The 13,498-nt window shown below is 67.2% G+C and carries 13 protein-coding genes and 1 other RNA gene; 4 read left to right on the top strand and 10 right to left on the bottom strand.

Annotated features, from left to right (window positions below; all coding sequences use genetic code 11):
- Window positions 1-161 precede the first annotated feature (161 nt).
- The 7 genes from ybgC to QX010_RS02345 all read right to left on the bottom strand — a co-directional run bounded on the left by ybgC (window position 162) and on the right by QX010_RS02345 (window position 5,164).
- A complete protein-coding gene (gene ybgC, locus QX010_RS02375) occupies window positions 162-611 on the bottom strand; it encodes a tol-pal system-associated acyl-CoA thioesterase (RefSeq protein ID WP_316177354.1) in 450 nt (149 codons plus the stop codon).
- Between the two features lie 80 nt (window positions 612-691).
- A complete protein-coding gene (locus QX010_RS02370) occupies window positions 692-1,612 on the bottom strand; it encodes a metallophosphoesterase (protein ID WP_316177352.1) in 921 nt (306 codons plus the stop codon).
- Window positions 1,613-1,696: 84 nt separating this feature from the next.
- Window positions 1,697-2,746: a Holliday junction branch migration DNA helicase RuvB gene (gene ruvB, locus QX010_RS02365; RefSeq protein ID WP_316177351.1), complete on the bottom strand. Its 1,050-nt coding sequence runs from the start codon at window positions 2,744-2,746 to the stop codon at window positions 1,697-1,699.
- Window positions 2,743-3,162: a cytidine deaminase gene (locus QX010_RS02360; RefSeq protein ID WP_315804798.1), complete on the bottom strand. Its 420-nt coding sequence runs from the start codon at window positions 3,160-3,162 to the stop codon at window positions 2,743-2,745. The genes ruvB and QX010_RS02360 overlap by 4 nt, the downstream gene beginning before the upstream one ends.
- Before the next feature lie 40 nt (window positions 3,163-3,202).
- Window positions 3,203-3,820, bottom strand: coding sequence for a Holliday junction branch migration protein RuvA (ruvA, locus tag QX010_RS02355; RefSeq protein ID WP_315804797.1), 618 nt, complete (start codon window positions 3,818-3,820; stop codon window positions 3,203-3,205).
- Window positions 3,817-4,344 (bottom strand): crossover junction endodeoxyribonuclease RuvC, encoded by a 528-nt coding sequence (gene ruvC, locus QX010_RS02350; RefSeq protein WP_012046730.1) that lies wholly within the window; start codon window positions 4,342-4,344, stop codon window positions 3,817-3,819. Before ruvC ends, ruvA begins: the two co-directional genes overlap by 4 nt.
- 73 nt (window positions 4,345-4,417) lie before the next feature.
- Complete coding sequence (locus QX010_RS02345; protein ID WP_315804796.1) at window positions 4,418-5,164, bottom strand: YebC/PmpR family DNA-binding transcriptional regulator; 747 nt, start codon at window positions 5,162-5,164, stop codon at window positions 4,418-4,420.
- A 220-nt stretch (window positions 5,165-5,384) separates the two neighbouring features.
- On the opposite strand from QX010_RS02345, the gene QX010_RS02340 reads away from it, so the two are divergent.
- Both QX010_RS02340 and QX010_RS02335 read left to right on the top strand, forming a co-directional pair.
- Window positions 5,385-7,133 (top strand): methyl-accepting chemotaxis protein, encoded by a 1,749-nt coding sequence (locus QX010_RS02340; protein ID WP_316177349.1) that lies wholly within the window; start codon window positions 5,385-5,387, stop codon window positions 7,131-7,133.
- 45 nt (window positions 7,134-7,178) lie between these two features.
- Window positions 7,179-8,609, top strand: a complete 1,431-nt coding sequence (locus tag QX010_RS02335) for a methyl-accepting chemotaxis protein (RefSeq protein WP_316177348.1) — start codon at window positions 7,179-7,181, stop codon at window positions 8,607-8,609.
- Window positions 8,610-8,618: 9 nt separating this feature from the next.
- Here the strand turns inward: QX010_RS02335 and QX010_RS02330 are convergent, their stop codons facing one another.
- The 3 genes from QX010_RS02330 to ssrS all read right to left on the bottom strand — a co-directional run bounded on the left by QX010_RS02330 (window position 8,619) and on the right by ssrS (window position 10,307).
- Window positions 8,619-9,443: a TIGR00282 family metallophosphoesterase gene (locus QX010_RS02330; protein WP_316177346.1), complete on the bottom strand. Its 825-nt coding sequence runs from the start codon at window positions 9,441-9,443 to the stop codon at window positions 8,619-8,621.
- Between the two features lies 1 nt (window position 9,444).
- The gene (locus tag QX010_RS02325) at window positions 9,445-10,026 is read right to left on the bottom strand and encodes a 5-formyltetrahydrofolate cyclo-ligase (protein WP_316177659.1); all 582 of its coding nucleotides are present in this window, start codon (window positions 10,024-10,026) and stop codon (window positions 9,445-9,447) included.
- 119 nt (window positions 10,027-10,145) lie between these two features.
- Window positions 10,146-10,307: non-coding RNA, 6S RNA (gene ssrS, locus QX010_RS02320), on the bottom strand.
- A gap of 1,167 nt (window positions 10,308-11,474) precedes the next feature.
- Here ssrS and QX010_RS02315 point away from each other — a divergent pair.
- The gene (locus QX010_RS02315; protein ID WP_316177344.1) at window positions 11,475-11,930 is read left to right on the top strand and encodes a DsrE family protein; all 456 of its coding nucleotides are present in this window, start codon (window positions 11,475-11,477) and stop codon (window positions 11,928-11,930) included.
- Window positions 11,931-12,045: 115 nt separating this feature from the next.
- Entirely contained in the window at window positions 12,046-13,293 is a 1,248-nt protein-coding gene (locus tag QX010_RS02310; RefSeq protein ID WP_316177342.1) for a TAXI family TRAP transporter solute-binding subunit, read from the top strand.
- Window positions 13,294-13,498 lie beyond the last annotated feature (205 nt).

Raw genomic sequence — 13,498 nt, 5'->3', positions numbered from 1 at the left:
CCACGTCCCTCCGTCGCAGCCGCCTTCGGCTGAAAGAGCCTATTCTCGGAACTGTCGCCGCGTTCGCGGCGCAAATGGCGCGGCCGACCGGACGGCGGCGAGGTCGCGATCGCCGGCAGGCGCATCTTCATCCCTCCGCCCGCCCCGCCGTTAGCACGTCTTTAGGCGATGTCCGCCTTCATCAGGTCGCGCAGCGCTTTCGGTATCGGCTGCGCCCTGCCGCCGCTGATGAACGCGACTCTCACGTCGGCCTTGACGAGCACCTCCTCGCCGCGCCTGACCTCCTGCGCCAGCGTGATCGACGCCCCCTTCACCGCCACGGGCCAGGTGACGACGTCGAGCACGTCGTCCATACGGGCCGGCCGCAGGAAGTCGAGCGTCATCGAACGCACCACGAAGGCGAAGCCCGGGGCCTCGCTTGCCGCCTCCGCGAACAGCGCGTGCTGCTCGGCGCCCATCAGCCGCAGATGATTGGTGCGGCCGCGCTCCATGAAGCGGAGGTAGTTGGCGTGATAGACGATTCCGGAGAAATCCGTGTCCTCGTAGTAGACCCGCACCTGCATGTGGTGGCGGCCGTCGCGGATCGCGCCGTCGAGATGTTGTTGGGTCAAGGGAAGCCCTCGATAGCCGGAAATGGCGATCGTTTCGCCCAGTTCAACGGTCAGCGCAAGAGCAGGCCAGCAAGAGCCGGCTAGGACGTCACCTCGACGGGTTCCCTGCCGACGGTGACCAGCACGATCTCCGGCGGCATGCCGATCCGGACTGGCATGATGCTGCAGCCGAGGCCGCCGGAGACGATCACGTCGCATTGGGTGCGGATGTGGCCGTAGGCCAGATTGACGCCGTTGCGCGCGGGAACGGCCGGCGACCAGCCGAGCACGCGGATCTGGCCGCCATGCGTATGCCCCGACAACTGCAGCGCCACGCGCGGCGGCACGCGGAGCGCGACGTCGGGCTCGTGCGCCAGCAGAATTACCGGGGCGCTGTCCGTCACCTTGCGCAGCGTCCCTGCGAGGTCATCGATGCCGATCCGCGGCATCGGCCGGAAGCGCCGCGCTGGCATGTAGGCCAACTGATCGCCGAGGCCGGCAAGCCAGAAGGCATGGCCATTCTTGGTGAGACGCACGACGTCGTTCTCGTAGACGGGAATGCCGGCGGCCTCGAGCGCCTTCTGGGCATACGGCGCGCCGCGGCCGTCGCGCTGCACGGTTCGATCATCCCAATAATCATGATTGCCCAGGATGGCGTGCACGCCCAACGGCGCCCTCAGGCCGCCGAGCACCGGCGCCCAGGCATCGGCGTCGATGCGTCCGATGTGATGACGATGACCGGCGACGTAGTCGCCGAGCAGGACGATCAGATCCGGCTGCAGCGCGTTGGTTCGCTGCACGATCCCGTCGATATGCACCAGCGACATCCAGGGATCGCAGGCATGGATGTCGGCGATGGCCGCGATCTTCAGTCTTAGCCCAGCCGGCCAGTTGCGTGGATGGATGTGATAGTCGGTGACGCCCAGGCGGAGCGGCTCGACGCCGACGCCGTAGGTCGCGGTCGAAAAACCGGTCGCGGCAAGACCGCCTGAGAATGACAGAAAGCGACGGCGTGACAGCATCGATAAACTCCTCGCAGCGGCTCCCTTCTCCCTGATCATTGCAACCGATTTCGGGTGCGTTTGTGCAGATTGTCAGCAGTTTCGTCAGTCATCATCCTCGCTGCCGAACAGGCCGAACTGGCCGGGATCGCGGTTCGAGGGCTCGGCCAGGCCGAGATGCCTGAATGCATGCGACGTCAGCAGCCGGCCGCGCGGCGTACGCTGCAGATAGCCGCATTGGATCAGATACGGCTCGATGATGTCCTCGATGGCATCGCGCGGCTCCGACAGCGCTGCCGCCATGGTCTCGACGCCGACCGGCCCGCCGCCGTAGTTCAGCGCGATGGTCGAGAGATAGCGCCGGTCCATCGCGTCCAGCCCGGCGGCATCCACTTCGAGCGCGCTCAGCGCGTGATCGGCGATGGCGCGATCGATCGCGTCCGCGTTGGCGGCCGACGCGAAGTCGCGCACGCGGCGCAGCAGCCGGCCGGCGATCCGTGGGGTGCCGCGGGCGCGCCGCGCGATCTCGTTGGCGCCGTCGGCGGTCATACCGACCCCGAGCACGCGGGCACCGCGCGTGACGATGCCTTCGAGCTCCTCGACCGTGTAGAAGTTCAGCCGGATCGGAATGCCGAACCGGTCACGCAGGGGATTGGTCAGCAGGCCCGCGCGCGTCGTCGCGCCGACCAGCGTGAACTTCGACAGGTCGATCTTCACCGAGCGGGCCGCGGGGCCTTCGCCGATGATGAGATCGAGCTGGAAATCCTCCATCGCCGGATAAAGGACCTCCTCGACCGCCGGGCTGAGACGATGGATCTCGTCGATGAACAGCACGTCGCGCTCTTCGAGATTGGTCAGCAGCGCGGCGAGATCGCCGGCCTTGGCGATGACCGGGCCCGAGGTGGCGCGGAAGCCGACGCCGAGCTCACGCGCCACGATCTGCGCCAGCGTCGTCTTGCCAAGTCCGGGCGGACCGACGAACAGCACATGGTCGAGCGCCTCGCCGCGCTTGCGCGCCGCCTCGATGAAGATCGACAGATTGGCGCGCGCCTGCTGCTGGCCGACGAACTCCGACAGCTGCTGCGGACGCAGCGCGGTGTCGCCGACATCATCGGAGCGCCGCTCCGGACTGACCATGCGCGCAGGCGGCTTCATTCGTTGCCGCGCCTGTACTTGTTCGGCAGCAGCTCGCCGATGGTCACCGCCGCAGGCCCCTTGCCGTTCGACGGCACGATGACGCGCGCCTTGGCATCATAGTCGTGGATCAGCTCGCGGCAGGTGCCGCAGGGCGAGACCACGGCGACCTCGCCGGGCTCGCCGGGCTTGGGATGGCGCACCGCGACGATGGTCTCGATGCCGTGGTCGCCGTACTCCGTGATGGCGCGGCCGATCGCGATGGCCTCGGCGCAGACGGCGTTGCGGCCGAGATAGGCATCGATGTTGACGCCGGTGATGATGCGGCCGTCGCGCGTGCGCATGGCTGCGCCGACCTCCTGCCAATCGTTGCGATAGCGGCTCTTCACCGCTGATGCGGCCGCCTCGATCAGCTCCTTGTCCTTCTTGCTCACCATGGTGAAGATCGTTGTCCTTCTGCTCGCCCGGTGCGGCGACCTACTTCGCCAGCTCCTTGAGGCCGAGGCGGATGAGTTGGGCGGTCTCGGCCTTGTCGCCGGCCGTACGCGAGGCGGCGGCGATGGCGGCGGCCGCCTGCGGCTGGCCGTAGCCGAGATTGATGAGCGCCGAAATCGCGTCCGCAATCGGCTGCGGCGCGCGGGACTCCTCGATCGCGCCGGACAGCCGCACCACGCCGGGATCGACATCGGCGAACGCCGGCGCCTTGTCCTTCAGCTCGGTCACGATGCGCTCGGCGACCTTCGGACCGACGCCCGGCGTGCGCGCCACCGCGGCCTTGTCGCGCAGCGCGATCGCGTTGGCGAGATCGGCCGGCGGCAGAGTGCCGAGGACGGCGAGCGCGACCTTGGCGCCGACGCCCTGCACGGTCTGCAAAAGGCGAAACCATTCCCGTTCGACATCCGAGCGAAAACCGAACAGCTTGATCTGGTCCTCGCGCACATAGGTCTCGATCGACAATGTGGCGGCTTCACCCGGCGACGGCAAGGCCTGCAGCGTGCGCGCCGAGCAGTGCACCTGGTAGCCGACGCCGCCGACATCGAGGATGACGAAGTCCTCGGCATAGGAGTCGATCAGCCCCTTCAGCTTGCCGATCATAGCCCGGCCACCTTCATGCGCAGCGCCTGGCCCTGGCGGTGATGGGCATGGGTGATCGCAATCGCGAGCGCGTCCGCCGCGTCGGCCGACGGCGGCTCGGCCTTCGGCAGCAGGATCTTCAGCATCACCGCGATCTGGCCCTTGTCGGCGTGCCCGGCGCCGACCACGGTCTTCTTGACCTGGTTGGGGGCGTATTCGGCGACCGAAATTCCGAACATCGCTGGCGCCAGCATCGCGATGCCGCGAGCCTGGCCGAGCTTCAGGGTGGCGACGCCGTCCTTGTTGACGAAGGTCTGCTCGACCGCGGCCTCCAGCGGCTGGAAGTCATTCAGGACCTTGGCGAGACCCTCGTGGATGGCGAGAAGTCTGTTCGCCAGCGGCAGGTCGTCGGGCGGCTCGACCGAGCCGCAGCCGACATAGATCAGCCGGTTGCCCTCGCTCTCGATCACGCCCCAGCCGGTGCGGCGGAGGCCAGGATCGATCCCGATGATGCGGACGGCTGCGCGAATCGGCTGGGCTTTCATGGGTTAGAGATAGCCTCGCGCCGCACCGATGGAAACATAAACGGAACGCACGAACGGCGTAGTTAACCGTCCGTCAACCGCCCATCTTCGCCATCAGCGCGTCCGAGATCTCGAAATTGGCGTAGACGTTCTGGACGTCGTCGTGCTCGTTCAGGAGGTCCATCAGCTTCAACAGCTTCTCGCCGGTCTCGTCGTCGACCGCCACCGTGTTCTGCGGCTTCCAGGTCAACGCCGCCTTGCGCGGCTCGCCGAACTTGGCCTCGAGGTTCTTGGCGACTTCGTGGAAACTGTCCGGCGAGGCATAGACCTCGTGGCCGCCCTCGCCCGAGATCACGTCATCCGCGCCGGCCTCGATCGCGGCGTCCAGCACCGCGTCGTCAGAGGCGACGCTGCGGTCGAACTCGATGATCCCGACGCGGTCGAACATGAACGAGACCGAACCCGTTTCGCCGAGATTGCCGCCGGACTTGGTGAAATAGGAGCGAATGTCGGAGGCGGCGCGGTTGCGGTTGTCGGTCAGCGCCTCGACGATGACGGCGACGCCGCCCGGGCCATAGCCCTCGTAGCGGATCTCGGCATAATTGTCGCCCTCGCCGCCGAGCGCCTTCTTGATGGCCCGCTCGATATTGTCCTTGGGCATGTTCTCGGCCCGGGCGGCGACCACGGCGGCGCGCAGCCGCGGGTTCATCGCCGGGTCGGGCGTGCCGAGCTTGGCGGCGACGGTGATTTCGCGCGCCAGCTTGCCGAACAGCTTGGACTTCATCGCATCCTGCCGGCCCTTGCGATGCATGATGTTCTTGAATTGGGAATGGCCGGCCATGCGAGGTCTCTTGCAATCGTAGGGGATCAATGGGGGAAGCGCGGCCTTATAGGCCGGGAATCGGCAAAATCAAAGATTTGAGGTGGATTCTGCGGTGGCTGCCCCCTTCGGGAAGCCGGCCGGGTGCCCTGCAGCATAAGCCAATGTTAACCATGGCTTCACAGTCAAGTGCAACGATCCCGCCCCTCTGCACCTTTTCACCCGCACCGGGGCCCACCCCATGGCGTTTGGTTTCCTTGCAAGACGACCCTCTGCGCCCGATCCGGCAGCCGAACCGAACCCGGTGGCCGCGCCGGAGCCGCCGACGTCGTCGGATGCCGATTCGGCCAAGGCCATCCTCGACCTGCTGGAGCTGGAACTCGGCGGCATGATTCGTCAGCTCGAGCGCGCCGCCGATGCGGTCGCCAGCGGCGCCGAGGCGACGGCGGGGACGCTGACGGACATTCGCCAGCGCGCCGATGCGCTGAGCGGGCGCAGCAGCGCCGCGCAAGGAACGGCGGCGACGTTCGCCCACGCCGCGGAGAAGGTGACCCAGTCCGCCCACGGTATCCGTGCCCAGGTCCAGGACGCCGGCCAGCTCGCCGACCAGGCCAGCGCCGCCGCCACGGAAGCCCAGGCCAACGTCGACCGCCTGCGCGAATCCTCGGCGGCGATCGGCAACGTCGTCAACCTGATCTCCCAGATCGCGCGCCAGACCACCCTGCTCGCGCTCAACTCGACCATCGAGGCCGCCCGCGCCGGCGAGGCCGGCCGCGGCTTCGCGGTGGTCGCGACCGAGGTCAAGGCCCTCGCCGTGCAGACCCAGAACGCGACCGAGGAGATCACGCGCAAGATCGAGGCACTGCAGAAGGACGCCGCCGGCTCGGCCGACGCCGTCCACCGCATCGCCCAGGCGATCGAGGCGATCCGCCCCGTCTTCACCAACGTCAACGGCGCCGTCGCCGAACAGAACCAGACCACCGGCGAGATGTCGAACAATGCGGCCCAGGCCTCGCAGTTCATATCCTCGGTGGTCGACAGCGCCGCCGACATCGGCAGCGCCACCCAGCAGGCCGAGAGCTATGGCGAGCGCGTCACGAACGCCGGGCGCGCCGTGACCATGTACGCCCAGAAGCTGAAGGCGCGCTGCGCCGTGCTGCTGCGGCAGGGCGATCGGCCCGTGCGCAGCGGCAGCGAGCGTCTGCCCTGTCACCTCAAGCTCGAGATCAAGTCGGGCGCACGTACGATCGATGCGCCGGTCTATGAGATTTCCAACGACGGCCTTCTGATCACCGGCCCAGATGCCAGCCGCCTGCCCGTGAACGAGCGTCTCGACGCCGTGCTGGAGGACGTCGGTCCGTGCCGCCTGCGCGTCACCGAGCAGGTCAAGGCCGGCGCCCAGGCGCGGTTCGATGCGCCAAGTGCCGAACTGCGCGAGAAGATCGAGGACAAGCTCTGGGCGCTGCACGAGGAGAACAACGAGTTCGTCACCCGCGCCATGGAAGCCGGCACCGAGCTGAACCGGATGTTCGAGAGCGCCGTCGCGCGCGGCGAGGTCACGATCGAGGACATGTTCGACACCAACTATGTCGAGATCCCCGGCACCAATCCGCAGCAGCATCGCAGCCGGATCCTCGACTGGGCCGAGCGCGCGCTGCCTGCGTTCCAGGAGGCCTTCCTGGCCAAGGATCAGCGCTTGGCGTTCTGCGTCGCGATCGACCGCAACGGCTATCTGCCGGTGCACAACAAGATCTATTCGCATCCGCAGCGGCCTGGCGATGTCGCCTTCAACACCGCCAACAGCCGCAACCGCCGCATCTTCAACGATCCGGCCGGGCTCGCGGCCGGCCGCAACCAGCGACCTTATCTGATTCAGAGCTACGCGCGCGACATGGGCAACGGCAACACCGTCATGATGCGCGAAATCGACGTGCCGATCCGGGTTCGCGGCCGGCACTGGGGCGGCTTCCGCACCGCCTATAAATTGTGAGCCGCGCGGTGATTTTCTGATCCTTTCAAGCCCGGGAGTCTGGACATGTCGGTCGCGCAACGCGCCATTCTGGAAAGTCACGACGCGCGCACCGGCGCCGAGCGGCTGATCGACGAGATCGCCGACCGCATCGGGGGCCTCGGCGTCGAGCTCGCCGACGTCGCCGGCAACGTCCAGGAGGTCGCCAACCGCGTCAGCTACCAGTCGCAGCGGTTCGGGCATCTGCAGGCCACAGCCAAGACCATGGTCGCGGCCAATCACGACATCGCCACCGCCTCGCAGGCGGTGCAATCGGCCACGACCGCCGCGGTCGGCGACATCACCCAGTCGCGCAACGTGGTCGACACCGCGGTGCGGCACATCGCCGAACTGGTCGAGTCCGTCGAGCGCATCGAGCAGCGGCTCGGCTCGGTCGGCGATGCGCTGTCGCAGGTCGCCAAGGTCTCGGTGGCGATCGAGGCGATCGCCAAGCAGACCAACCTGCTGGCGCTGAACGCCACCATCGAGGCCGCGCGCGCCGGCAGCGCCGGCCGCGGCTTTGCCGTCGTCGCGAGCGAGGTGAAGTCGCTCGCCGAGGCGACGCGGCAGGCCACCCAGGAGATCGGCGATACCCTGCGTGGGCTCGACTCGCAGGTGAAGAGCCTGCTCGGCGAGAGCGGCCAGGCCTCGTCGCGCGCCAAGACAGCGGGTGAAGGCGCCCAGCAGATCGGCGGCATCATCGTCCGCGTCCAGGACGGCTTCACCAGCGTCGGCCAGGAGATCGACGGCGTGGCGAAGGCCGCGACCTCCAACCTCGCGCATTGCGACGCCGTGATCAGCGAGCTCAACGAGCTCGCCAAGGGCGTCGACCAGTCCTCGGTCGAGCTCAAACAGGCCGACAGCCGCATCGCCAAGCTGCTCGATCATTCCGAGGCGCTGATCGGGCTGATCGCCGAAAGCGGCGTACAGACCACGGACGCGCCGCTGATCAAGACCGTCGTCGACACCGCCCGGCAGATCTCGGCGACCTTCGAGGCGGCGATCGATCGCGGCGAGATCACGCTCGCCGACCTGATGGACGAGACCTATCGCGAGATCCCCGGCACCAATCCCAAGCAGTACATGACGCGCTACGTCGAGTTCACCGACCGCGTGCTGCCCGCGATCCAGGACCCGATCCAGGGCAGCGACCCGCGCATCGTGTTCTGCGTCGCCTGGGCGCGCGGCGGCTATCTGCCGACGCACAATCCGAACTACCGCAGGCCGCAGGGGCCCGATCCGGTCTGGAACAACGCCAACTGCCGCAACCGCCGGCTGTTCGACGACCGCGCGGTGAAGAAGGTCGCCGCCGCCAGCAACAAGCCGTTTCTGCTCCAGACCTACCGCCGCGACATGGGCGGCGGGCAGTTCGTGCTGATGAAGGACCTGTCCGCGCCGATCGTCATCAAGGGGCGGCATTGGGGCGCGTTCCGGATGGGCTTTCGCCTCAAGGCCTGACGCAGGCTCTCATCCTCCCCAGAACGCCGGCCTCGTCTGCGACAGCCGGCCGCCGATCCGCACCGGCGCGACCTTGATCGCAAGCCCGGTGCCGTTGTCGGTCTCGACCGCCACCCCGCTCAACGTCGCCTCGCCCGTCGCCGGCTCGAACCGCGCCGACGGGATGCCCGACTGGAAGCGCCGCAACGGCTCGTCCTTCTGCATGCCGATGATGGAATCGTAATCGCCGGTCATGCCGGCATCGGTCATGTAGGCGGTGCCGCCGGGCAGGATCTGGTGATCGGCCGTTGGCACATGCGTATGGGTGCCAACGACGAGGCTGGCGCGGCCGTCGCAGAAATAGCCCATGCCCTGCTTCTCGCTGGAGGCCTCGCAATGCACGTCGACCACAACAGCATCCGCCGCCTGGCGCAGCGGGCAGGCGCCGAGCTCGCGCCCCAATGCCGCGAACGGATCATCGAACGGCGTCATGAACACGCGCCCGAGCACGTTGACCACCAGCGCGCGGGCGCCGTTCTTGGCATCGATCAGCGCGGCGCCACGGCCGGGCGTGCCCGCCGGATAGTTCGCGGGACGCACCAGGCGCGGCGCGCGCTCGATGAACACCAGCGCCTCGCGCTGGTCCCAGGAGTGGTTGCCGAGCGTGACCGCGTCGGCGCCGGCATCGACCAGCTCCTGATAGATCGCCTCGGTGATGCCGAACCCGCCGGCCGCGTTCTCGCCATTGATGATGACGAGATCGAGCGCCCAATCGCGGATCAAGCCCGGAAGGTGGTCCGAGACGGCGCTCCGGCCGGCCCGGCCGACGACGTCGCCGACGAAGAGAATTCGCAACTCAATTGCTCCGGAAATCCAAGGTCTCGCGCTCGGTTAGCACATAATCCAGCGCCGCGTCGTGGGCCAAGGCCGGGACGGCCTCGGTTTCCTGCACGGCAAAGCCGAGGCCGACGCCGATGAGATGATGTGTCTTCCGCAAGTGCGAAAAGGTGTAGTCGTAGTAGCCGCCGCCATAGCCGATGCGATGGCCGGTGCGGTCGAAGGCGGCGAGCGGGACCAGCATCACGTCCGGCACCAGCTCGGCCGCGACCGGCGACGGCTCGGGGATGCCGAGCGAGCCCAATGTCAGCCGATCGCCCGGCGACCACGCCCGGAAAGAGAGCGAATGGCCGCGCGCCAGGATGACCGGCAGCGCCAGCCGCGCGCCCTTCGTCGCCAGCACGCGCATCAGCGGCACCGGATCGAGCTCGTTGCGAATCGGCGCATAGCCCGAGACCACCTGGCCCGGCTCCAGCGCGAAGGGCAGCCCTCGCACCGCGATGGCCTCCGCCGCGGCGCTGCGCGCCTCGTCGCTCAGCGCATCGCGCGCGGCCAGGGCTGCAGCCCGCAGCTGCTGCTTGGTGTGCTGGACGGCCTTCATCGGCATGCGGCGGGACCTCCGTCAAGAGCGCGCGGACGCGGGCACTCCAACGTTCTCAGAAACGCAGCAGGTCGGCAATCGAAGGGGCAGAGGAGAGATACAAAGAGGAGAGAGACAAGCGCGAAGCCGCAATCGCCGTTGAAACGCTCGATCCCGGAGTTCCCTACGAAAGTAGGTGGGCACCATATGTCCAGGTCCACGGACCTGGCCAGGGACAGTTCCCTAAAGGATCGATAAGGCCCCGGGGATATGTTGGTTCCGGACGCGCGTCGCAGCCTCGCCGGCGCAATGTAACCATGGCGGGGTGATTTTGCCAGCGGTGCCGACGGATTGGGACGGGACGCCGTCGCCCATCCTCGGTGTCGTCGCTCGGCTTGCCGCCTTCGCTGAAGCTCAAGCGCGCCCTGCGTGCCCGTGGCCGCGTCGAAGCCGCAGGCGAAGAAGGGGCCGGGCGCCCTAGTACGCCGTGACGGCAGTGGCTCAGCCGAGAGGCCGCGGCGTACTGGATCGCCCGCCTGCGCGCGCGACGACAGCGGTGGGGTGGCGGCAGCCGGGCTGATCCCTGCTGAGCCGATTGCCGCGGGGCCTTTCATTCCAGTGCAGATCACGGTGGATTCGGCGTCGGCCATGGCTTCGACTCCTCGCGGCGCGTAGCGTCCGAGCTGTTGAACTTCGATCGCCCTCCGTGAACAGAGGGCACAGGGAAGGCCGGGCGTCGGCTGACGCCCGTGGCCCGCCTGCTCAAAAAATGCAGGCGGCAGGTACCACAGGTGCAGCCGGAAACACCCGGCCTTCCCTGCGCGACGGTTGGAACGGCTGCTTCGCGATCTCCCTGGTGCGCCGGGCTTGTTGGCCACCATGCTCTGCGCGACGCCTCAAGCGTCGTCGCAAAGGTAACACCAGCATCGGGGTGTCAGGACCACGCGACTTGACCGTACGTGCATCGCCGTTCGTCCGCGCGATCAACTCACGCTGCGGCAATCCACGCCCATCGCATCCCACTGCCAACGTCTCGTGACGGTCGCGACACGCCCCTCATGCGGCAGCAGGACGAGCGGAAGCATCCGCCTGATTTGCCCGACACGGCAAGCGACGTAGCCTGCGACATCGTAACGCGACGGGCAGTTTGCGCATGATCGACATGCGCGGCTTGCCCGTCGTGCAGTCCACCGCGTGCATCTGCTCACGTGCCGCCGCCCTAACATTCCGCCGTCGTCCCGGCCTCGCGCGCTTTGCGCCGAGGCAATTCAGGATCTCTCCGCAGTTGCAGCCTGGATTGCTTCGCCACTGCGCTCGCAATGACGCCGTGGCGATGACGGCGCTCCCGCGGCAGCGCCGCGTCGGCAGCGCATAGTCTTGCCACGATTCAGGCCCATCGACTGGAAGCTGAAGTTGTGGCAGATCGTGCCCACATCCGAATGCCCCGTATCGTACGTTGGAGTCCTGGCATGCGCTTCAATCTCACAACTGTCACGGCCGCGTGCGCGCTGCTGATTGTGTCGGCTGGAGCGGGCCTCGCCGCCGACGTCAAGATGCATCGCGTCGCGATCCAGGTCGATCAGAACGATCCGGCGATCATGAATCTGGCGCTGAACAACGCCACCAACATCATGGAGACGTTCAAGGAGAAGGGCGAGGAGGTCGAGATCGAGCTCGTCACTTATGGCCCCGGCCTGAACATGCTGCGCGAAGATACCTCGCCGGTGAAGGACCGGCTTAAGCAGATCGCCGAGCTCAGCTTTCCCGCCAAGATCAAGTTCTCCGCCTGCGGCATCACCAAGCGCGGCATGGAGAAACGCGAAGGACATCCGATTGAGATCGTCTCCCAGGCGAGCCTGGTGCCCTCGGGCGCAGTGAGGCTGATGGAGCTACAGGAGGGCGGCTGGAGCTATCTGAAACCTTAGGTAGTTTTTGCCCCAAAACTGCCCGCTTTAAGGCTCATTGAGATACGACCTTGGATTGAGCCGTATCATCGGTCTGCTCGGGGGAATGGCGAGCGGACGATCGGGGACTAGTCACATGCACAGAGTACTCGCCCGTCCGGCGCTGCTGGCGCTGGCAACGCTTTCGGCTGCCTTGCTCACCCCCGTCGGCGCGGTGCTTGCGCAAGGGCAGTCCGCCGCTCCGCTCTCGATCAAGCCTGCGCGCGCGTCGGAACGGCGGGCCGTCGAGCCTCGGGTCTCCGAGACCCGCGCGCCCGAGCCACGGAGCGCCTCGGACGAAGCCGCCATCAAGACGCGCATGAACCAATGGACCGTCGGCCTGGCCGCCGGCCTGCCCGACGGTGGCTTCGTGCGCTTCGCCAGCGAGATGGCGCGGACCATGGACGACGGCGACAACATGCGCCTGATCCCGATGGTGACGCGCGGCACCACCTCGAATATCGCCGACCTGCTCTATCTGCGCGGCGTCGACGTCGCGATCACCTATGCCGACGCCTTCGACTTCTACGCCAGGCAGGCCGGTCTTTCCAACATCAACGACCGCATCCGCTACGTGCTGCGCTTCTTCATCTCCGACGTGCACATCTATGCGCGCGACGAGTTCAAGACGCTGCAGGATCTGAAGGGCCAGAAGGTCGCGGTGGGCACGGCGGGCGTCGCCGCTGCCCACACCGGCCCGCTGATCTTCCGGCGCCTCGGCATCGACATCGAGCCGGTCGCGGTCGGTGGCCCCGTCGCGCTGGAGAAGCTGCACAAGGGCGAGATCGCCGCGATGGTCTATGTCGCCTCCAAGCCCGGCGAACTGTTCAGCGGCAAGAAGGCGGATCCAGGATTCCACTTCGTGCCGGTGCCGTATACGCAGCAGTTCTCGGATTTCTACTATCCGACCAGCATCAAGGCCGACACCTATCCAGGGCTTGTCGCACCTGACACCGCCGTGGAAACCATCGCCGTGCCGTCGGTGCTGGCCGTCTACAACTGGAAGCCGGGCAGCGATCGCGCCGACCGCGTCGACCGCTTCGTGGATACGCTGTTCACCAACCTCGCACGGCTGCAGCAGCCGCCGTTCCATCCGGGCTGGAAGGATCTCAATCTCGAGGCCCAGGTGCCGGGCTGGCAACGCTATCCGTATGTCGACGCCGTGCTGGAGCGGATGAAGAAGGAGGCCAATGTCGGCCTGCCCCCCACCGCGACCGGCAGTCTCTCGCAACAGGACCGCTTCGAGGCGTTCCTCGAATCGCAGGCCAAGGCGCCGACCTCGAAGGCGGAGAAAGAGGAGCTGTACCGCTCGTTCCTGGACTGGAGCCGCAAGCGGCAGAGATGAGGGGGACCGCCAATAGCGGCTCGGGCAGTCGGCTCCCTCTCCCCGTTCTTACGGGGAGAGGGCTGGGGTGAGGGGCCGCCACACGGGAAGTGTGAGTTGGGGCAGACGCGCAGGGAGCGTCCTTGGTGAGACCTGTACCCCCTGACCCGGATTGCATCTGGCGATGCAATCCGACCTCTCCCCGCAAGCGGGGCGAGGTACACCG

It is taken from the genome of Bradyrhizobium sp. SZCCHNRI1009 (assembly GCF_032487575.1).
Lineage (GTDB): Bacteria > Pseudomonadota > Alphaproteobacteria > Rhizobiales > Xanthobacteraceae > Bradyrhizobium.
Note: the sequence above shows the minus strand (reverse complement) of the source record. Positions and strands in the feature narration are given on the sequence as shown.